Annotated in this window: 19 protein-coding genes; 14 read left to right on the top strand and 5 right to left on the bottom strand. The window is 44.2% G+C overall.

The genetic code is table 11. The annotated features are described in order from the left end of the window. Nucleotides 1-255 precede the first annotated feature (255 nt). Together SRRS_RS21010 and SRRS_RS21005 are read left to right on the top strand one after the other, a co-directional pair. The gene (locus tag SRRS_RS21010; RefSeq protein ID WP_371363285.1) at nucleotides 256-1,812 is read left to right on the top strand and encodes an ABC-F family ATP-binding cassette domain-containing protein; all 1,557 of its coding nucleotides are present in this window, start codon (nucleotides 256-258) and stop codon (nucleotides 1,810-1,812) included. Between the two features lie 295 nt (nucleotides 1,813-2,107). Further along, on the top strand, nucleotides 2,108-2,875 hold the full coding sequence (locus tag SRRS_RS21005) for a formate/nitrite transporter family protein (RefSeq protein ID WP_371363283.1): 768 nt from the start codon (nucleotides 2,108-2,110) through the stop codon (nucleotides 2,873-2,875). Between the two features lie 187 nt (nucleotides 2,876-3,062). On the opposite strand, the gene SRRS_RS21000 is transcribed toward SRRS_RS21005, so the two are convergent. The 3 genes from SRRS_RS21000 to SRRS_RS20990 all read right to left on the bottom strand — a co-directional run bounded on the left by SRRS_RS21000 (nucleotide 3,063) and on the right by SRRS_RS20990 (nucleotide 4,784). Continuing rightward, the gene (locus SRRS_RS21000) at nucleotides 3,063-3,341 is read right to left on the bottom strand and encodes a TIGR04076 family protein (RefSeq protein ID WP_371363282.1); all 279 of its coding nucleotides are present in this window, start codon (nucleotides 3,339-3,341) and stop codon (nucleotides 3,063-3,065) included. Nucleotides 3,342-3,531: 190 nt separating this feature from the next. Next, nucleotides 3,532-4,050 (bottom strand): IS110 family transposase, encoded by a 519-nt coding sequence (locus SRRS_RS20995; RefSeq protein ID WP_371369904.1) that lies wholly within the window; start codon nucleotides 4,048-4,050, stop codon nucleotides 3,532-3,534. 95 nt (nucleotides 4,051-4,145) lie between these two features. After that, a complete protein-coding gene (locus tag SRRS_RS20990; protein WP_371363281.1) occupies nucleotides 4,146-4,784 on the bottom strand; it encodes an IS110 family transposase in 639 nt (212 codons plus the stop codon). Between the two features lie 324 nt (nucleotides 4,785-5,108). Between SRRS_RS20990 and SRRS_RS20985 the strand changes: the two genes are divergently transcribed. From SRRS_RS20985 to SRRS_RS20965, 5 genes are all read left to right on the top strand, one after another. Then, nucleotides 5,109-5,909 (top strand): transposase, encoded by an 801-nt coding sequence (locus tag SRRS_RS20985; RefSeq protein WP_371363280.1) that lies wholly within the window; start codon nucleotides 5,109-5,111, stop codon nucleotides 5,907-5,909. 1,162 nt (nucleotides 5,910-7,071) lie between these two features. Further along, nucleotides 7,072-7,302, top strand: coding sequence for a hypothetical protein (locus tag SRRS_RS20980; RefSeq protein ID WP_371363279.1), 231 nt, complete (start codon nucleotides 7,072-7,074; stop codon nucleotides 7,300-7,302). 300 nt (nucleotides 7,303-7,602) lie between these two features. Further along, on the top strand, nucleotides 7,603-9,426 hold the full coding sequence (locus tag SRRS_RS20975) for an FAD-dependent oxidoreductase (RefSeq protein WP_371369903.1): 1,824 nt from the start codon (nucleotides 7,603-7,605) through the stop codon (nucleotides 9,424-9,426). Between the two features lie 2 nt (nucleotides 9,427-9,428). Then, nucleotides 9,429-10,370: a succinate dehydrogenase/fumarate reductase iron-sulfur subunit gene (locus SRRS_RS20970; protein WP_371363278.1), complete on the top strand. Its 942-nt coding sequence runs from the start codon at nucleotides 9,429-9,431 to the stop codon at nucleotides 10,368-10,370. Then, nucleotides 10,370-11,227 carry a CoB--CoM heterodisulfide reductase iron-sulfur subunit B family protein gene (locus SRRS_RS20965; protein ID WP_371363276.1) on the top strand — a complete coding sequence of 286 codons (858 nt, stop codon included), beginning with the start codon at nucleotides 10,370-10,372 and terminating at the stop codon, nucleotides 11,225-11,227. The genes SRRS_RS20970 and SRRS_RS20965 overlap by 1 nt, the downstream gene beginning before the upstream one ends. Nucleotides 11,228-11,343: 116 nt before the next feature. On the opposite strand, the gene SRRS_RS20960 is transcribed toward SRRS_RS20965, so the two are convergent. Next, a complete protein-coding gene (locus SRRS_RS20960; RefSeq protein WP_371363275.1) occupies nucleotides 11,344-12,753 on the bottom strand; it encodes an FMN-binding glutamate synthase family protein in 1,410 nt (469 codons plus the stop codon). A 115-nt stretch (nucleotides 12,754-12,868) separates the two neighbouring features. Beyond that, complete coding sequence (locus SRRS_RS20955; RefSeq protein ID WP_371363273.1) at nucleotides 12,869-14,275, bottom strand: FMN-binding glutamate synthase family protein; 1,407 nt, start codon at nucleotides 14,273-14,275, stop codon at nucleotides 12,869-12,871. 92 nt (nucleotides 14,276-14,367) lie between these two features. Between SRRS_RS20955 and SRRS_RS20950 the strand changes: the two genes are divergently transcribed. The 7 genes from SRRS_RS20950 to SRRS_RS20920 all read left to right on the top strand — a co-directional run bounded on the left by SRRS_RS20950 (nucleotide 14,368) and on the right by SRRS_RS20920 (nucleotide 21,371). Further along, the gene (locus SRRS_RS20950; protein ID WP_371363272.1) at nucleotides 14,368-14,823 is read left to right on the top strand and encodes a c-type cytochrome; all 456 of its coding nucleotides are present in this window, start codon (nucleotides 14,368-14,370) and stop codon (nucleotides 14,821-14,823) included. Nucleotides 14,824-14,857: 34 nt separating this feature from the next. After that, nucleotides 14,858-16,342, top strand: a complete 1,485-nt coding sequence (locus tag SRRS_RS20945) for a cbb3-type cytochrome c oxidase subunit I (RefSeq protein WP_371363271.1) — start codon at nucleotides 14,858-14,860, stop codon at nucleotides 16,340-16,342. A 62-nt stretch (nucleotides 16,343-16,404) separates the two neighbouring features. Continuing rightward, a complete protein-coding gene (locus tag SRRS_RS20940; protein WP_371363270.1) occupies nucleotides 16,405-17,025 on the top strand; it encodes a DUF3786 domain-containing protein in 621 nt (206 codons plus the stop codon). 71 nt (nucleotides 17,026-17,096) lie between these two features. Then, entirely contained in the window at nucleotides 17,097-17,228 is a 132-nt protein-coding gene (locus SRRS_RS20935; protein WP_371363269.1) for a hypothetical protein, read from the top strand. Nucleotides 17,229-17,455: 227 nt separating this feature from the next. After that, nucleotides 17,456-18,556, top strand: coding sequence for a BMP family protein (locus tag SRRS_RS20930; protein ID WP_371363267.1), 1,101 nt, complete (start codon nucleotides 17,456-17,458; stop codon nucleotides 18,554-18,556). Between the two features lie 228 nt (nucleotides 18,557-18,784). Further along, nucleotides 18,785-20,302, top strand: a complete 1,518-nt coding sequence (locus tag SRRS_RS20925) for an ABC transporter ATP-binding protein (protein ID WP_371363265.1) — start codon at nucleotides 18,785-18,787, stop codon at nucleotides 20,300-20,302. Between the two features lie 4 nt (nucleotides 20,303-20,306). Beyond that, nucleotides 20,307-21,371 (top strand): ABC transporter permease, encoded by a 1,065-nt coding sequence (locus tag SRRS_RS20920; protein WP_371363263.1) that lies wholly within the window; start codon nucleotides 20,307-20,309, stop codon nucleotides 21,369-21,371. The last annotated feature ends 1 nt before the right edge of the window (nucleotide 21,372 follow it).

The raw sequence follows: 21,372 nt of genomic DNA, 5'->3' as shown, positions 1-21,372 counted from the left end.
CTAAAGTGTAAAAATGTGCAATAGGCAGAGGCTTGTAATAACAAAATATACAATTCTTTCATTTAAACGATAAATACAACACCGATCTGTTTATTTTTGTGATAATTAGATAAATAATTGCACAAACCACATCCACACTGGGGCAATACACTATACAGATAAAATAAATCTTTTTAAAAATGGGTTTTGACAGTAGAGGGCGCTTGCGCTAGAATATAAAGGTATTGGCTTAAATATTACGCAGGAGTAGTAATTATGAGTGTTTTAACAGTTGAAAACGTATCCCATGGATTTGGTGCCAGAACCATTCTTACCGATGCTTCCTTCCGTCTGCTGAAAGGAGAGCATGTTGGTCTTATCGGTGCGAATGGTGAAGGTAAATCGACATTTCTAAATATTATTACCGGTCAGTTGATGCCTGACGAGGGTAAAGTAGAATGGTCTAACCGTGTAACCGTAGGTTACCTTGACCAGCATTCAGTGCTGACCAAAGGCAAAACTATCCGCGATGTACTAAGAGAAGCTTTTCAGAACATGTTTGATCTGGAAGCCGAAATGCTGGGACTGTATGACAAAATGGGGGACGCAACCCCGGAAGAAGTAGAAAAAATGATGGAAGAAGTCGGCGAATTGCAGGATATGCTTGAGCACGGCGGCTTCTATATGATTGATGCCAAAATCGAGGAAGTGGCTAACGGCTTGGGGCTGGGAGATATCGGCCTCGACCGGGATGTTACCGATCTAAGCGGTGGTCAGCGTACCAAGGTTTTATTAACCAAGCTGCTGCTGCAAAACCCTACGATTCTGATTTTGGATGAGCCTACCAACTATCTTGATTTTGAGCATATTGAATGGCTTAAGAAGTATCTGAAAAATTACGAGAACAGTTTTATCCTGGTATCCCATGACATTCCGTTTCTCAATGACGTGGTAAATGTTATTTACCATGTGGAAAATGCTGTGCTTACCCGTTATACCGGCAACTATGAACAGTTCCAGCAGATGTACTCTGTTAGAAAGAGCCAGGAAGCGCGGGCTTTTGAACGCCAGCAGCAGGAAGTCGAACGCTTGGAGGACTTTATTGCCCGTAACAAGGCGCGGGTGGCGACAAGAGGCATGGCTAACAGCCGTCAAAAGCGGCTGGATAAAATGGAGATCATGGAAAAGCCCCGTGAAAAACCGAAGCCTACATTCCAGTTCCGGGAAGCCCGGACTCCCAGCCGCTTTATTGTCGAAGCCAAAAACCTGGTCCTGGGTTACGACGAGCCACTCACCAAGCCTGTAGATATTACCTTAGAGCGCGGCCAGAAGGTTGCTATTCGTGGTGTTAACGGTTTGGGAAAATCCACATTGTTAAAAACATTGTTGGGCTATATCCAGCCGGTTGACGGCAAAGTTATCCTCGGCGACTATCTGTTCCCGGGTTACTTTGAACAGGAATCAAGCCGGGATAATAGCAAAACAGCCATGGAAGAAGTATGGGATGAATACCCGGGCTTGACCAACTTTGAAGTGCGTGCGGCGTTAGCCCGCTGTGGTTTGACCAATGAGCACATCACCAGTCAGATGATGGTGCTAAGTGGCGGTGAGAATGCCAAAGTCCGGTTATGCAAGCTTATGCTTAAGGATATTAACTGGCTCGTGCTTGACGAACCGACAAACCACCTTGATATGGAAGCTAAGGCCGAACTTAAACGGGCGCTCATGGAATTCAAAGGTACCGTACTGCTGGTTTCTCACGAACCTGATTTCTATGAGGACTGGGTAACCACTGTCTGGAACGTTGAGAACTGGACAACTAAAATAGTATAAAGAGAGACTTAGCTTCAGGTGGGGGTTTAACCCCATCTGAAGCTTAGTCGACCTTATCCAGCGACTTAGTCATCGGATAAAAAACAGCCAGGAGACTTTTCTATTTTTCGAAAAGACATCCTGGCTGTTCCTATGTCCGATGGGTGGCGAAAGGCTTCTCCAATAAAATTTGTGCACAATTGTGACTCGTATCACAGACTCTCCCGCTGTTTTTTGGTTATACTCATAATAACTCCTGAAACATTTTACGTCGACAAGAAAAAGGTAGTTATAGCTTAATGAGCGGAGGAAATTTATGTATTACGAAGAAATTGTCAAACTAAGTGCGGCCGCCCAAAAAAAAGCTGACTTTCTGCGGCAAAGCAAAAGCAAGTACCTGCTGGCTTCGGCTTTGGCCGGTATGTATGTGGGTTTCGGAATTTTATTAATTTTTACCATTGGTGGCTTGTTGGCTCAGGCGAATTCGCCGGCAGTCCGAATTGTTATGGGCATGTCCTTCGGTATTGCGTTAAGTCTGGTGATAATGGCCGGCTCGGAACTGTTTACAGGCAACAATATGATTATGACAGTGGGTAATCTGGAAGGAAAAGTAAATTTTCGCGATTCACTCCAGGTATACTTCTACAGCTTTACCGGGAACTTGTTAGGGTCTGTCCTGTTGGCTGCGTTGTTTGTGGCTGCCGGACTGGCGACAGGCAGTACGGCAGCGTTTATGGGGAAAGCGGCCCAAACCAAAATGACGTTGCCCTGGATGGAGCTTTTCTTCCGGGGCGTACTTTGCAACATATTGGTGTGCTTAGCTCTGTGGTGTTCTTTCCGCCTAAAAGAGGAAGTCGGTAAACTTATCATGGTATTCTGGTGTCTGTTCGCCTTTATTACTACCGGTTTTGAACATAGTGTGGCCAACATGACACTACTGGCTGCCGCGCTCTTGGCACCGGCAACTGCAGGCGTGTCGGTAGGCGGGTTTATTTATAACCTTGTTGTTGTAACCCTGGGCAATTTTGTTGGCGGTGCACTTGTGGTTGGTTTTTCGTACTGGTACATTTCTAAACAAGAATAAGAGAAACTTCTTAAAGCGTGAGTCAGGGGACGGTTCCTTGACTCACGCCTTTCTGGCATAAAATACAAGAAAAGACTAACTATTAAAAGTCAATAGGGAATCAAAACAAATTTGTGCATGGGAAAAAAACAACACAAAAAGCCTCTACCCAAAAAGGTAAAGGTATAACGTGGGTGGGCATAAATGACTATCCGATATGATTGGCAATTAACCGGAACTGAATAACACCATCTGCACAGAAAAAATCGATCTGATTTTTAGCTTGTCCACCGAGCAAAGTATAATCCCCACCGGCGCGGGCGGCTTCGCAAAGACTATGCAATACCGCCATTGTTTTTGGACAAAAGCCTGCCGGGCATTCATACTTGCAGTAAAAAGTATCGTCAACTTCAAAACCCATCCTGCAAGGGTTTTGCCGGATAACCGAAATTGTAAACTCCCAATCCTCAACTATTGTTTTATTCATTTGCGCTCATCTCCCTCAGACATTATATCACGATTGTAATCAGTTCCTTTCGGCGGTTTTTTGTGAGTCAGAGTCCAGCTAACTAAAGTCAAGAGAAATATTAAAACAATCGTTTTCAAAAAATGCTCATACGAAACAGTCCTTTCAGAAAAGCGAACATTTCTGAGAGGACTGTTTTTATAGTTCGTCTCTAAGAAGCAAGTTTTAAAGCATTTTTATATCGTTTTTCTTGTTCTTCTGGTGTAATGAGTTCAAAAGGCTTCTCATTTTTTAAAACAGAATATATAATCCTGATTAGCTTATTCATAATTGCACCTAGTGCTTGTTTCTTCGCCTTGGTTTGAACCTTTTGCTGATAATACGAAAGTAGAACAGAATTAACGCCTTGGCGTATCACGACAGTAGCGGCAATATATAATGCTTTTCTTATAAAAGGAGAACCTCTTTTGGTAATTCGGTTCTTCGTTCCGTTAAAATTCCCGGATTGTTTTACCGATGGATCTATTCCACAATATGCAACCAGTTGCTTTGCATTATTAAAACGATTAATATCGCCAATTTCACTGGCAAGAATATGAGCTAGTTTTTTGCCAATACCAGGGATGGTTGCGAGAAGATCTATAGCAGGTATATGAATAGACAAACTATCAATCTTTGCCTCTAATTGTTTAATCTGCTCATTGATATGCTTCAAATTAGTGGCATAGATTAGGATTACCTCATATAATCCTTCTACTAAGATACCTATTGATTTTGACTACTCGGCACATTTTAACAACAACTCATATTTGGTTTGACTATATTTCAAACCACGATGTGAAAAATACGAATTAGGCTAACTATCTCATCTTTTGGAGCCTGCTGTAAGGCATGCGGCGAAGAATACTTTATCAGCAATTTTAGTGAAGTATCCGAAGCTACATTCGAGAAAACCCGGGTATATGCCGGCATGACTTGTTCTACTGCAGCAGTGAGCTGATTAATCATGGTCACTCGCTGCTCCGAAAGTAGAACCGCCGCTCGGGAAAGTGTTTTTAAACTAAAACAATAATCCTCCTGTTTCGCAAACTCCTGTAATGGTCGCAGGAAAAAAAGCCGAGCCAATTCTTCGGCATCCACTTTATCTGTTTTTACTTTGCGAATTAGAGAAGATTTGATAGAATGGGAAATAAGAGGATTGATGAGAAAAACCTTAAATCCTCGATTACAGAAAAAGTGGACGATGCGTTGAGAATAGTGGCCAGTCGATTCTAGGACGATTGCTGGCTTGCGATTAAAAGCATGCTCCACTTTTTTTATTTGGCGAAGAACAAAGTCCAAACCATCTTTATCATTAAAAGCTTTGAAGGATTTCATAAACTGCTCGCCACTAGGTGTTAAAATTGCGTAAAAGCAAAAGCTTTTAGCGACATCAATTCCTACAACGGGATATTGCTGACTCATAAGACCTCCTTAATAGTAGATTGAAGGATTATCCATTCAGACAACAAAGCTTACATCCTTGCGCGTGAAACGGGAATAGTAAACCCCAACCAGCCTAAACGTATATACTTTGTGAATGGAGTAGTAGACTCTGAGACGGGTATAGATAAGAATCTTCCCTGGGACGGTTAAATTAACATCCTTCAAAAGTATTATAACAGGAAGTAATGTTCGGATTTATCTAAGCCCTCAAAATGGATAATCCCTCAACTACATATTACAGGGACGGTTCCTTGACTCATTCCTTTTTTTGGCATAAAATAACAATAAAAGGGGTGAAAAAAGATGCCGAGGGAAAGCCGGAAAAGAAGTGAGAGTAAAATATATCACGTAATGATTAGAGGAAATGAGAGAAGACAAATCTTCCTTGATGACGATGATAAGATAAGATTTATAGATATCTTAAAAGAGAAAAAACAGAATCAAAACTATTCAATATATGCTTACTGCCTAATGGCAAATCATGTTCATCTTTTGATAAATGAAGGTGACGAAACAATATCGCAGATAATGAAGAAAATAAATATAAGCTATGCCTACTACTTCAACAAAAAGTATGGCAGAGTAGGGCATCTCTTTCAGGATAGATTCAAGAGCGAGGCAATAGAAGATGACGGATATTTACTGTCGGCAGTGAGATATATACATAACAATCCAGTAAAAGCTAATGTAGTGAAAAAGGCGGAAGCATATAAATGGAGTAGTTATGGTTTTTATGTGGGTAAGTGCCACTATGCAAAAGATATTATTGATGAAGAAGTTATACTAGGAATGTTTTCTTGTGACCGAGAAAAAGCACTGGAGTTATTCAAAACTTTTTCTCGACAGGAGAACCAGGATACTTTTATTGAATATAAAGAAGATGAAAAGCTAAATAAAACAATACAAAATGAACAAGAGGCAAAAGAGTACATAACTGAGCAATTACGAAAACATAATGTATCTTTAGAAGAAATAAAGAATGCATCAAATATACAAATACGAAATGAATTAATAATGAAATTAAAAGTTAAGACAAGTTTATCAGTGCGACAAATAGCGGAAATATTGGGCGTTGGTAGAAACATAATTCAAAGAATGCAATGAGTCAGGGAACCGTCCCCCGACTCATGGACAATTTAGTATTTTTTGCTTTATCTACTTGCAATTCATGTAAAAAGATACTATATGAAATAGGCAGATTAGCAAAGTAATCTGCCCCTTCCCGAACCGTACAAGCGACTTTCACCGCATACGGCTCTCCATATTCCAAATGAGTTATCGTCGATTGGAGGACGATAACCTTCCAGTCTTTCCATGAGTTTTGATTGCTCCATCCAAAGCAACTTCTTTCAAGGTTGGAACTTGGAATACTGCCCCCCTTCACCATGTGCCTTCCATTACAGAAGGCCGTTAAGCTACTATTAGGGCTCTCTGCCATATACCGTCAGTCGGTACTTAGGCAGGTCACGTTTGACAGCTCCATATAGTGTCTCCATACGTAGGTACCCGGTTGGTCGTTACCCCGCTTACCACAGGTGCGTCAATAGGCCTGCTTATATCCAATCTAATAAATATTGGAGATACCCATTGATACCGGAGTTTTCGTCCGGCGGCGCCTATACAGCCACAGATCCGGATTCAGCCCACAGGCTTTACCATATATGGCCTGACTCGCCAGGCTACTCGATAGCAGTTGCTGTCTAATCCTGACTTTACCGACATGCTATTGTCCCCCAGCGGCTTTCGCATGAGGTAAGTCGGTTGTCTTACATCGCAACGCAGGAGCGATGATTTCTGTGAAATATATATGAAGCGCACAACGTGCGCACTATTAGAAATAGGTGGAAATTAAAAAGTAAAGTCGCCGTGACCAATAGGTGTTACAGCACCTATCGGCGCGAGCAGGTGACGTGACACCTACACGCAACAGCGAACTGTCCACGACGACAATCTTATTATACCTGTTTGCTATCTTGATTACAAGTTTTGGTAAATGGGATATAAGGATTGGCGTGTAGAGCAGGGGCTGAGCGACTGCATGCAATAATCGCTTGAGTATATCTTGATACGGTTTGGTGGGACACGCTGGCGGGTTCTGCTAGTTGTCCTGTATCTTGATACTGTAGCAACAAACGATAGGATCGCATGTGTAGGGTGAATAATCCTGCGTATGTGATTCTTTTTAATTTCCTCCTGTAAAAATCCCAATCATGGGTCATTACAGGAGGGCATAGAGCCTCCGTTCTTAAAAAGGGGGGTATTCAGTATGGTGACGCTGCATATAGCGGATAAAGAAATTGAATGTGCCGAAGTTAGGCCAATCAAATTAACAATGCTCATTACGGAAAGTGGGCAAGAGTATTTACTCATAAACGATTGGGGCCGGCAACATTTGTATGCCGTAAGACGAGGCGAAAAGGAGCGACCGGAATTCGCCTATATTGATCAGGTGGTGCGGGTGGAAGAAGAGCCACGGTTTAGAAGAATAGCGCAGTAGGTTTGCACGTAGAAAATATAAAAACCAAGAACTAACCTTGACTTAAAAAAACTAGTTCTTGGTTTTTATATTTCAGATGATCTAAGTGATAAACAATTTACTTTTACTGAAATACCTATAGTATTTTCACACAATTTGCCGTTCTTTGACTCGATGGGGTGTATTTTTAAAAATATATTTTTTTCTTATAATCTTTAATAAAAAATAAATATTTCACATTTAGGCAATAAAAGAGTAAAATGTAGTGATGCAATATTAATTGTAACCAATTAACAAAGTGGGTGGATGATTGTGGAAAAAATGACGCGGCGTACATTTCTTAAAATTGGTGCGACAGCAGGAGCTGCAGTTGTGGCTGGAGCTTACTTCCACTGGTTTGGTGATAATATACCTGCGACGGTACGCAATGGCACGGCAATGTATGATGTGCTGATTATCGGCAGTGGCGGCGCCGGGATGCGGGCGGCATTAGAGGCTGCCAAGGAAAAAGGTCTTAAAGTAGCCGTAATGACCAAAATGGTTCCTACCCGTTCGGCAACGACAATGGCCCAGGGGGGAATCAACGGTGCTTCCAGGGTTACTGATGACAAGGACTCACCGGAGGCTCATGCTTTTGATACGGTAAAAGGTGCGGATTACCTGTGCGACCAGGATGCCGTAGCGTATTTTACTGAACAGGCGGCAGAAACTCTGTTTGAACTTGATTATTTTGGCATTGCCTTTAACCGCCAGGAGGATGGACGTTTCCACCAGCGCAAAATGGGTGGCAGTACTTATGCCCGGGCGGCCTATTCGGCCGATATATCAGGACATGCCGTATTACATACCATGTTTGAACAATGCCTGAAACATGACATTGATTTCATTTCAGAGTGTCAGCTTCTCGAAATTGTAACTGAAAATGGCAAACTGAATGGCGTAGTTGCCATAGATATGCGCAGCGGCAATATGCTGTCAGTTCCGGCTAAAACAGTTATTGTAGCAACCGGCGGTTATGGCCGTGCCTATTGGGTACGGACAACAAATCCATACAGTTCGACAGGTGATGGTATTGCCGCTTGCCTCAATATCGGTATTCCCATCAAAGATCCGGAAATGGTGCAGTTCCATCCTACGGGACTCGCCGTTAATGGGGTATTGCTGTCAGAATCCAGCCGTAGTGAAGGCGCTTATCTGCTAAATAAAAATGGCGAGCGCTTTATGGCCAACTACGCGCCCCAGGCGATGGAATTAGGACCGCGTGACCTGGTGTGTCAGTCAATAGAAAAGGAAATATTGGCGGGACGAGGTATTGGTGAGGGGCTAAATGCCGCTGTATATTTGGATTTCCGGCATATTCCCAAAGAGCGGATCATGGAGCGGCTGTTCCAGGTTTACCAACTGGCAAAGCAATTTGAGGGCGTTGATATTTTAGAAAAGCCTGTGCCGATCAGAGGGACATGCCACTATTCCATGGGAGGCATTGATGTAATCGATTATAAGACTTGTGCTACGAAGGTTCCCGGTGTCTTTGCCGCAGGTGAATGTTCCTGTATTTCTGTACACGGAGCTAACCGTTTGGGTGCTAATTCTTTAAGTGAAGTGCTTGTGTTTGGCAAAACGGCGGGAGCAGGAGCTGTCCAGTATGCAAAAAATGCGGGTTATGAAGGTTCTAAAGAAAAGCTCCAGGCGGCAGTTGATCGCTGGAATAAGAAGTTCGACGAAGTCGCAGGTAAAAACAGTGGCGTTTCGGTTGCTTCCATCCGGGATAAGATGGCAATGACCATGTGGAATAATGCCGGCATTTTCCGTACAGAGTCCGGTTTGCAGCAAGCCTTACGGGATATTGACGGTTTGCAGGAAGAATATAAGAATTGCTTTGTTGGCGACGCCAGCCGTACCTGTAATACAGCATTTATGAATTATGTAGAAATTGGCAACCTCCTTGAAATAGCTAAAGCTATTGTAATGGGAGGCATTGCCCGTAAAGAAAGCCGGGGCAGTCATTCCCGTCCGGATTTCCCGAAACGGGACGATCAGAAGTTCTTGCAGCATACCTTGATTAGTAAAGAAGGTAACACCTTTAAAACTGATTATCGTCCGGTGGTAATTGCCAAATATAAGCCGGTAGAGAGGAAGTACTAATCATGCAGATTACGTTAAAAGTTCAGCGATTTTTAAATGGTAAACAATGGACCCAGGATTATCGCGTCGAAGTGGAAACCGGAATGACTGTTCTTGCGGCCTTGATGAAAATTAAGGAAACAATGGATCCAACTCTGACGTTTACCGCTTCGTGCCGCTCCAGTATCTGCGGTGCTTGCGGTGTGCGGGTAAATGGCAATGCACTGCTGGCCTGTGAAGCGTCGGTGGCCGAGTTGGTAAAACGTTATAACAGTGAAGTTCTTACCGTAGGACCGCTGGCCAATTTTACAGTTTTACGCGATTTAATGGTAGACTGGAAACCTAAGTATGATAAATTAAAGAAAATTAAACCGGCGCTGCAGCCTAAAGATGAATTTAGTGCTACGACCGGCTGTAAACAATCAAAGGAAGATTTTAAAAAGTATAATAAAAATTCGGAATGCATTTTATGTGGGTCTTGTGTTTCGGAATGTAACAAAAGTACTGCCGATTCCAGTGATTTTCTTGATCCGTTTGTTTTCGCCAGGGCGCAGAAATTTGTTGCCGATTCCCGTGATAAAGATCCGGTAGCTCATTTAGACCCTGCGGTCAAAGAGGGGCTGTGGAAATGTATGAACTGCCAGGAATGCGGCTCCAAATGTCCGAAAGGTCTTAATCCGGCAGAGGATATAGAAAAACTGCGCATTGCCACCTTTAAGAAAAAGTTATCGAGCAATGCAGGCTCTGACCATGCGCAGGCTTTCTATGATGACGTTCGTGATACAGGACGCCTTGATGAAATGAAATTGGGTCTTAAAACGGAAGGGCTAAAATCGGCACTTCGTATTCCTGTTGCTTACCGGTTGATGAGAGCCGGCAAGCTGGCCCCGCTTGAAAAACACGAAGCTATTCCGGAAATTGAAAAGGTACGTACGATCATGGCGGCGGCAAAGGAGGAGAAGTAATGAAATACGCATTTTTTCCTGGTTGTGTTCTCCGGGGGGCTGCAAGCGAAGCGTTTTTGTCAACTGTAAAAGTAACGGAAGCTTTGGGGATCGAACTTGTTGAAATCCCAAGCTGGACGTGCTGTGGTGCATCCCACCTGCAGGATGTTGATGAGATTACGGCGCTGGCAATTAATGCCCGTAACTTGGCTATTGCGGAAAGCATGGGGTTGCCGGTTATGACGGTGTGCAATACCTGCACCCTGCAATTACGACGTGCCAAAGACACTCTGGATCATGATGGAAAACTGAAAAGCAAGGTCAATGCCATATTGGCAAAGTCCGGTTATGAGTATAAGGGGACGGCGGAAATTACCCATCTCTTATGGGTGCTTGCCTCTAATCCACAGTTATTCGAAGGCAAAGTGGCTAAACCGCTTAGCGATTTAAAAGTAGCCGGGTATTATGGCTGCCATTTGCTGCGTCCGCCGACCATTATGAATTATGAAGACTCTTTGAATCCTCAGTCGCTGGAAAAAATAATCGGCTTACTTGGCGCTCAGGCAGTAACCTTTGATTTTAGGTTGAAATGCTGTGGCTTCCATGCTTTTTGGACGGCGGAAAAAGACGTAATGAAAGTAACCGGCCAGGCTGTGGATAGCGCTGCAAAGGCTGGGGCTGAGTTAGTGGTTACTCCTTGTCCTTTGTGCCAGATGCAGCTTGATATGTATCAGCCTGAGGGAAGGGAAGCAGCGAAGACTAATGTTGAAATCCCCGTTTTGCATTTGCCGCAGCTTATTGGTATGGCATTGGGGATGAGTAAAGAGGAGCTTGGTATTGGACGCCACGTTTCGGCTGCCGATAAAGTTCGATTTTAATAGGTAACATCTTGTAAGACCTAACAAGAGTGAAAAATTTTAACACTGGAAGCATAAATTGCGAGTTTGATGCAGTTTATGCTTTTTGTTTTACTGCTTAATTTTCGCCTTCCTGATTATTTGGGGGCTGTTGTAATATCAAATACTTGTTTCACTCCCGTTATTTCCGCTGTGATGGAATCCAAAGCAATAAGGTCATCAGGACCAAGCTCTTTTAAAGAGGATTTTCCTAAGGCCCGCATAGCCTCTTCCATTTCTAAAACCATGGACGTCAGTGCGTTTGTTACGCTGGTAGCCGCCGTATCGATATCAAGCTGTGTTTTGGTCGGTGAAGTGTAATATACGAGGGTAGTAGGCGGCTCCCAGGGGGCTGCTTTTGGAATTTGGTTATGTACCAGGGCAAAAAGAGGTATGGTACCCAGGTAGATGGCATCGGCTCCGAGCGCCAGCGCTTTCAGGCACTGTCCAGGAGTAAAATAACCACCAGCTATGATTAAACTAATCCGGCTGTTTTTTAAAAAACGCTTTGCTCGTATCAAAGCATTTAAGCTGGGTAATCCCAAGTCATCCTGTTTAGTAGGTGCTGATGCATGGGACCCGCCTTCTGCCCCATCAATAGCTATAACATCAAAGCCTAGTACTGCGGCAACGGCTAACTCTTGTTCGAGGTTATCAGTTGCCATTATTTTTAGCGCTATGGGAATGCCGTTGGCTCTTTGCCGTAATCCTTCCATAAAGACAGGCCAGTCTTCCGGACTTTTTAGCCCGGGCGGACCGAGTAGACTGATAGCCGGTTCACCGGGAGCTAGCCCCGCGAGCAGGCGGGCTCTGCCCGCAATCTCTGAAGCCTCTACGCGCGATGCTCCCAGGTTACCGCCTTGCCCCATTTGAACTTCCAGCATATGAGAGGCGGCAATTTGCTTGTTGGTTCGCCCGCCCCAGGACCAGCGGCAAATTTGTAAAATGAATTTGCCGGCTTCTTTGGGTTCTTCGGGGAGAAAAGGGCCTTCGCCGGAATTTGTGGCCGTTTTTAGTTTTTTGGAAGCTCTGGCTAACGCTAGTTTGGCTTCCTCGCTAAGAGCCGTACCATAGGCCATACCACCAATCATAAGCGGGATTTTTATTGTCATTGGTTTTTCTGCCTTGGGTCCGAGGGTTACGCTCAGATCAATTTTAGCGTTTTCGGGCAAGGAGAAGCTTGTCATTTGCCGGGGTGAAAACATCAGGTTATCATAGCCGAAGAAATGCCTGGGAGAGCCTAAGGGTCTTCCTATAACTTTTCCCGACTCGGCCCGTAAGCTCGTTTCTACTAAATTTAAGACCGACAAGCGCTTCAATGACGGATAAAGTTCGGCCAGATTCTGGTCATACTCTTCAGTGAACAATTTGGCTAACACATCATCCGTAATGCGATTCATGCTATAACGCAAAACCGGCTTAGCGAAAAGCAGTGTCACCACCAGTACCAATGCCAATAAAAGAAGCAGTAGTATTAAAATTTGCCAATTGGCTATAATGAATGGCATAATAATATTCCTCAATGAATTTTCAGTAATAGCAGCTTGTGCCTTGTCCTAAAGGCGCAAGCTGTATTTACATTTGCTGGTAGTATCAGCAGTTTCGTATGGTTTTAAACCACTGCTATTGCATCTTAGCGGAATGAACTTCCAGCTTAACTCCTGTAATCCTGGCAGTAGTAGCATCTAAGGCAACAAGGTCGTCCGGGCTGAGCTCTTTCAAAGAAGCCTTACCTAAGGCCTGCATGGTTTCTTCCATCTCGGCAACCATTGCAGTCAGTACATTGGCTACAGAGGTAGCAGCCTGCCCGATATTAAGCTGGGTTTTGGTTGGCGAATTATAATACACCAATGTGGTCGGTGGTTCCCAGGGAGCTACTTTAGTAACTTGGTTATGGGCGAGCGCTAAAAGGGGAATAGTACCTAAATAAATGGCATCTGCCCCTAGGGCCAACGCTTTAAGACACTGACCCGGTGTGAAAAATCTACCGGCCACCACTAAGCTAATCTGCGTGCCCTCTAAATAACGTTTCGCCCGCACTAACGTGTAGATATTGGGTACGCCAAGATCATCCTGTTTAATGGGAACTGTTGCGTGGGAGCCGCCGTCCGAACCATCCAGTATAACCGCGTCAAAGCCTAAATTCACCGCAACGGCTAGTTCTTCTTCCAGGCGATCGGTTGCCATCAGTTTTAGGCCTATGGGAATACCGTTGGCCCTTTGCCGTAAGTTTTGCATAAAAGCAGGCCAGTCTTCAGGTGTTTGAACTCCGGGCGGTGCAGGCAGGGCGATAGCCGGTTCGCCAGGAGCTAAGCCTCCCAGTATGCGGGCTCTGCCCTCGAGATCTTTGGCTTCTATGCGCGAGGTGCCCATATCGGCCCCTTGTCCCATTTGAACCTCTAACATATCGGCGGTGGCAATTTCCTGATCGGTTCGTCCGCCCCAAGACCAGCGGCCAATTTGTAAAATAAACTTTCCGGCAACTAACGGTTCTTCCGGCAAAAAAGGGCCTTCGCCGGAATTAGTAGCCGTTTGTACTGTTTTTGATGCTTTGGCCAAAGCCAGTTTAGCTTCTTCGCTAAGTGCTAAACCATAGGCCATGCCACCGATCATAAGGGGGATTTGGATGGTTAATGGTTTTGTTGCATTAGGGCCAAGCGTAACGCTCAGATCTACTTTGGCATTTTCCGGCAAGGAGAATTTCGTCATTTGTTTGGGAGTAAACAATAAGTTATCATAGCCAAGAAGTTGCTTAGGAGATCCTAAAGGTCTTCCGATTGCTTTGCCGGTTTCGGCCCGTAAGCTTAGTTCGATTAAATTTAAAACAGAAAAGCGTTGCAATGAGGGAAGTAGTTCGGCAAGATTTTGTTCATACTTGTCTGTAAGCAGTTTGGATAGGGCGTCATCATTGACGCGGTTAATGAAATAGCGCAAAACCGGTTTGGCTAAAATCACCGCCGCCATCAAGGCGAAAACCAGTGCAAGGAGCAGGAGCAGCAACCATTGGATATCAGTTATGATAATTTGCATAGTAGTATTCCTTAGCGGTTTTTTTTGCTAGTAGTATTTTACATTTATTGCAGGATTAAACCTCGATAAAGACCTCCCGGGATAAGTAAGATGTGGAGGCTACTTTAGAAAAATACGGAAATAATATAAAAGAGGGGATGACATTGGTTAAATTTTACGCATTCGTAAGCCTCTTATTGGCAACAATGAGTCTCTTTGCTTTTCTTGTTTATAACTCCATCCTCAATGCTGATGCGGCGTACCCTATCCCCCCTGACGCAGTACAGGGCAAATTGGTCTTTCAGAAAAATGCCTGCATCGAATGCCATACTGTCTTTGGTAATGGTGGGTATTTGGGGGGAGACCTTACCAAGGTGTATGATAAAACAGGCGATAAAGAGCTTAAGGACTATTTAACGCAATCACCGCTACTGACGGGAGCCAGGAAGAAGCGTCATGTCGGGGTGTCTGAGCCAGAGGCTGAAGCAATTGTGGCTTACCTTAGATATCTTAATACGATCAATACGCTTGACTGGCCTCTGGAAGCCACAAATACATCGATTCGGTAAGAACCGGACTTTAGACGGTAGAAGGAGTTTATTCATGCTACTTTCCCAAAAGCTGTGCTATAAATATGCGTTGATAACTTTTATGTTTTTCGGTATTCAGGGAATTGTGTCGACGGGAGGAGCACTGGACACGGTCTTTCCCGATTTCCCTAATCCAGTTCCATTTATTGCAGGAAGATCGTTTCATTTAAATATTAGCATCATGTGGCCGCTGTTCGGGATAACAGGAATAGTCTATTATTTTTTTGGCCGGGAAGCCGGCAGGGAAATGTATAGCCTAAAATTAATCGAAGCAAACTTCTGGGTGTTTTTAGTAACCATAGTAACTATTCTCGGATCCTTTATGTTCGGCTTCAATGAAGGAATTGAATATCTGGAAGCCTATCGGCCTCTCAAACTCGGGGTTGCTGTTTCTATCTGCATTCTATTTTATAATCTGATACGAACCTATTTTGTAGCAAGAGTACCCAAAAGCCGGGCTACGCTGGTTAGTATTTTGGCCGGAAGCTTCACGCTGATTGTATTCTTTTTGCCTAATATTCTCCGTTATGCACATCCGGTAGCTGAGGAATTCATAAAGTTCTGGGTAGTTCATTTATGGGAAGAAATGAGCCTGGAACTTATCGGTACAGGTGTACTTGCGGCCGTTGTGGTGACATTGCCGGGTATTCAACGTACCACTATTGAAAACATCATTTATCTGGATATTACTGTCATGGTCTTAACCGGGATTTTAGCTACCGGGCACCATTATTATTGGGCTGGCGGCCCGTTCTACTGGATATGGGTAGGCGGTGCGTTTAGCACGATTCAGGTTGTACCGACTTTGTTACTGCTCTACTCTATTATTAAGACAGTAAAGCTACAGTATTTTTTTCAGTTGGAACAACGGGAGAAAATTGCCATGGCGATGATAGGCTGCAGCATGTTTTACCATATTTTTGGGGCAGGTTTAATGGGCTTTCTTATGGCGATTCCGGCCATTAATAAATATATTCATGGAACGTACATAACTTCGGCCCACTCCCACCTGGCGGTTTTTGGTGTTTTTGGCTTCTTGGTACTAGCTTTGAGTTATTATATATTTTTTTCAGAAATCGTACTTGATAAAAGCAGCTATTGGCTTAGCTGGGCGGGAATTTTCCTGTTGAATGGTGGATTGCTGATCATGTCAATAGCCTTACTTGTTGCCGGTGGATTACAGTCGCATCTTTGGTATGTTGTAGGACTTACTGTCGGTGAAACCAACCAGGCTATTTTTCCCTGGTTGTTGCTGCGGTTGGCAGGAGGTCTGACATATACGACGGGGAGCTCTATTCTAACTTATATTATTATAAGAAAGACATGGAGCAATTTTTCGCTTTGTTTTCCTTCGCTGAAGCAGTTAGAGCAGCAACGTAAGCTTGAACTGCAAGATCTCCACGCCGGTTTTCAACAAATAAGTATTGCGGGAAATAATTTGTCGCGGGTTTTGCGCCGGACAAAAGTATTGCTGGATAAGTATCTTAAACTAAAATAAATTTATTTAGAAATTACTAATTGAAATGGGTTATAATCAGACCTAAGAGGGAGGGGGTTTTTATGGATACAAATTACCGAATAGCCTATGATAAAGGCTGGCAAGACTTAAAACAAAAAGATCCTGCGGAAGTCGCCCGTAGTATGGATGTGAGGTACATAGAGGAAGAACAACAACTTGTTGTTCCTTTTCTAAATGAGATTTACACGTTAGACCTAAAACACCAAACTATTACACGGAAATCCGCCGGGCAAGCACCCGGCATAGAAACGGCAATACTAATCTTGCATTATTTGTCTTTCTTTCAGTCCTTGGCGGAACCGGCGAATAAATGGGTGAGTTTAAAAGAGATACCAAACGGTGGCAGCCTGTTCTATCCGGCATTTCACAAAACAGCTATTCAGGGCCTGATTAAGGCATATGGTCAGCAGCCGCAGTTATTGCTTGAATACGCACCCCGGTTAGCTGGACAGCCCGCCGCCTTTGGGGATGCCTCCGCCGTTTTTCAGGTATTTCCGAAAATCCCGTTATGTGTAGTTATCTGGGAAGGGGACGAAGAAATCGCGGCCAATGCAACTATTTTATTCGATCCCTCCATTGCGCATTTTTTACATATAGAGAGCGTCATTGGTCTTGGCGGCTATCTTGCGAACAAGCTGATTAAGCTTGCCCAAGAACAATAAATGTCTTCTGATCGTTAAACACCGGCGTAAACTAAAGCGTTTAGGAAACACTATTACCGGAGGTGATAAGGGTGCCGACACCAAAACCAGGTCCTGATAAATTTGGGATTGAGCACGAAATCAAAGATACCGAAGGGAATAAGCCATTAACCGCTAAGGAATTGCGCGAGAAAGCAAAACACTACATGGATAAAAATCATTAGGCAAAATAGAATGATAGTAGGAACAGGTGAGATAGCTTCAGTAAGCAACGCCTTAAATTAAACATACAAAAACCTGCGGATTTTTTCGCAGGTTTTTGTATGTTTAGCCGGATAAGGCATAGGGATCGTAAGATGAATTTTTTTATTAATAAAAGCGAAAAAGGGAAGGATTCAGCATGTTTATGGAGAAAATAACCATTATATACCAAATAATGGGAGGGATGGGTGTGCGTAAAACAAGCTTACCTTTGTTACTGGTGATTCTTGGTTTAGCTATTTTGCTTGTCGGTTGCTCCGGGACGCAGCAGACGAAAGCGCCGGCGGCGGAAAATCTCATGGTGGGGATGATTACCGATTCCGGCACAATTGACGACAGGTCATTTAATCAAGGAACCTGGGAAGGTATTGTCAAGGCGGGAACGGATTTTAACTTCAAGCCTAAATATTTGCGGCCGGCCGGCTCGACAGAAGCCGACTATGACAAAGAAATTGCTAATTTGCATGATGCAGGTTACAAGCTGATTATTACGCCCGGATTTAAATTTGAGAATTCGATTTATACAGCCCAGGAAAAATACCAGGATAGCAAATTCGTAATTTTGGATGGATTGCCGCATCCAGGCAACGATTACAGTAAGGCCAAAATTGGTCCCAATACGGTAGCGATTAATTTTGCCGAACACGAGTCCGGCTTCTTGGCCGGTGTTGCGGCTGCTTTGCAAATGAAAACCGGTGAATTTGGTTTTATCGGCGGTATGGAAATTCCGGCTGTGCAGCGTTTCAACTGGGGATTTCAACAGGGCCTAAAATACGCTAATAACAATTTTGGAACCAATATTACGATAAAAGCTGAAAACTTCCTTTACCAGGGCACTTTTCATGATGTTGCGGCAGGACAACATCTGGCTGCCCAGATGTATGACCGGGGCGTCAACGTTATTTTTGCTTCGGCCGGCAACGTCGGTATAGGCGTAATTAATGAAGCAGTCGCACGGACAAAAGGCGGTCATCCGGTTTGGGTTATTGGCGTCGATATAGATCAATATTCACAAGGTTATTATGATGAAGGCAAGACTAAATCTGTTGTTTTGACTTCGGCTATGAAGTGTGTTAATCAAGCAGCTTATGATATGGTCAAAAGTGTGAAAGAGGGGAATTTCCCCGGCGGTAAATCACTTGTGTTTAATGCAAAAAATGATGGTATTGGTATTCCTGCCGCAAATCCCAATCTCCGGGAGGATGTTATCAGTAAGACTAAAGAAATTTTCACCAAATTAAAAGAAGGTCAGATAACTGTCGCTGATAAAGGCGAGGGATTGTTGCGCTAAGTCACGCTTAATTAGATGGTTAACCCCAAAGGTCCCTGCAAGTAATTGGGAGTAAAAGAGGTCCGGATTAGGGAGAGAGCAATAATGCTCAGCTTTTTCATCCGGACCTAATTTTGTTTAGTTACTTACTTTTTTCTAAGGAGAAAAACTTACCGGAAACTAAGTCTTGTTGGCAGTCAGACTTCATAATACCAGGAAACTCTTTGACTGGAGGGGGGGGGTTACAACGTGGAGTATGTCGTAGAAATGCTTAACATACGCAAGGAGTTTGTCGGGATTGTTGCAAATGATAATATTACATTAGCCGTTAGGCCCGGGGAAATACACGCATTATTGGGGGAAAATGGAGCCGGTAAATCCACGTTAATGAATATTCTGTTCGGCCTGTATCAGCCGGATAGTGGCAGCATACGGGTGCGAGGGCAAGAAGTGCGGATTGGTAATCCGAGTGTTGCTAATGGTTTGGGAATTGGCATGGTTCATCAACATTTTCAACTGGTTCACAATTTTACTGTTACGGAAAACATTATTTTAGGGATTGAGCCAAATAAGCTTGGTTTTGTTAATACCAGTTCCGCAGGTAAACGAATAAAAGAGTTATCTGAGCATTATGGGCTTAATGTTGATCCGGATGCCAAAATCGAGGACATTTCGGTAGGTATGCAGCAACGGGTAGAAATTTTAAAAATGTTATACCGGAATGCAGATGTCCTGATTTTTGATGAGCCGACGGCTGTGCTTACGCCGCAAGAAGTTACTGATCTTATTGGGATCATGAAAAACCTTGCCGCAGAGGGAAAGTCCATTATTCTTATTACTCATAAACTAAAGGAAATTAAGGCGGCGGCCGATCGCTGCACCGTGATAAGGCGGGGACGTTACATTGGTACGGTCGAGGTAGCTTCTTGCAGTAAAGAAGAGCTGGCCGAGATGATGGTTGGACGTCAAGTTTTTCTGAAAGTGGAAAAACAGGCGTGCTCTCCGGGGGAAGCTCTATTGGAAATCGAGGAGTTGACAGTACTTAATCAGAGCAAGGTGCCGGCAGTTAAAAACTTCTCTCTGCGTGTGTTTGCCGGGGAAATTGTCGGCGTTGCCGGGGTAGACGGCAATGGTCAGGCAGAACTGGTAGATGCCATAACCGGTCTTGGCAAGCTGCAGGCAGGGCGGATTTTGCTTGAGGGCCGGGATATTTCGGCTTTCACTGTCAAAGAGAGGATTAACGCCGGTTTGGCGCATGTGCCGGAAGACCGCCATAAACGCGGTCTGGTGCTTGAGTACAGCATGGAAGATAATCTGGTGCTTGAAGTGTATGACCGGGCGCCATTTTCGAAAAAATGTTTGCTAAATCGTTCAGCCATTCGGGATTATGCCGAAAACATTATGCAGCACTTTGATGTTCGAACCGCGCAAGGTCCTGGTACAATCGCCAGGTCATTGTCTGGTGGTAATCAGCAGAAAGCAATCATTGGCCGGGAATTAAGCTTAAATCCCAAGGTTTTGATAGCAGTACAGCCGACAAGAGGTCTTGATGTCGGCTCGATTGAGTATATACATAAACGGTTAATTGCCCGGCGGGATGCCGGGTGTGCCGTGCTTTTGGTATCTTTGGAACTGGAGGAGATACTGAATCTTTCCGATCGAATTGCTGTTATTACACAAGGTGAATTGATCGGTGTGGTTGAGGCCGATTCGGCAAATGAAAATGATCTTGGTATGATGATGGCCGGGTGTTCGAAAGGAGGCTGACTAATTGACTAGCATTAATTGGCAAGGCCAAAAAGAAACGGTTGTTTTGCTGCTGACTATTTTATTAGGGTTGGCTGCCGGGGCCATTCTCATGATGGTGACCGGCCATGATTGGATATCCGGCTATCAGTTTTTATTCCGGGGCGGTTTAATGAGTTTGGAACGGATCGGGAACACAATTGCAACAGCCGTGCCTCTGATATTTACTGGGTTATCTGTCGCATTCGCTTTTAAAACAGGACTTTTTAATATCGGGGTAGCGGGACAGATGCTAATTGGCGGCTTTTGCGCTACCGCCGCAGGGTTGTCGCTGGATTTGTCTAAGCCGCTGCTGTTAACGGTTATGATTATTGCGGCATTGGCGGGTGGCGGCTTGTGGGCGGCGATACCTGGGTGGTTTAAAGCCAGGTTCAATGTCCATGAAGTGGTTTCTACGATTATGTTTAACTGGATAGCATACTGGCTGGTATATTATCTTGTACCGATTTATTTTAAAGGCTCGTTTGAAACAGAATCAAGGAATATTCCGCTGTCGGCTTCCTTACGTACCGAGTGGCTAGCACAGTTGTTTAACGGGTCGTACATCAATATAGGAATCTTCTTGGCGATTGGCGCTGTTTTGTTTTGCGTATTTATATTGCGGCGAACTACGCTCGGCTTTGCATTAAAAACTGTGGGATTCAATCAGTATGCGGCCGAATATGCGGGCATCAATGCCGGCCGCAGCATTGTGCTTTCGATGATAATCGCCGGGGCTCTGGCCGGACTGGGCGGGATGACGCTGTACTGCGGTTATGCTACCAACCTGCAAATCGGGGTATTGCCGTCACAGGGAATTGATGGGATTGCGGTAGCTTTATTAGCGGCTAACTCGCCATGGGGGGTAATGGCAGCCGCGTTGTTTTTCGGTTTGTTGTATTCCGGTAAAGGTTTTATGAACGCTATGACCAGCATACCGCCGGAAATCGCGGATACCATTATTGCGACAATTATCTATTTTGCGGCTACCAGTGTACTTATTGAAAAAGGTATCGATAAATTTATGAGAAGGCAAAAAGGAGGGGCCTGAA

Origin of the sequence: Sporomusa rhizae (assembly GCF_041428845.1) — a bacterium.
GTDB lineage: Bacteria > Bacillota > Negativicutes > Sporomusales > Sporomusaceae > Sporomusa > Sporomusa rhizae.
This window is presented reverse-complemented; position numbering and strand designations above follow the sequence as displayed.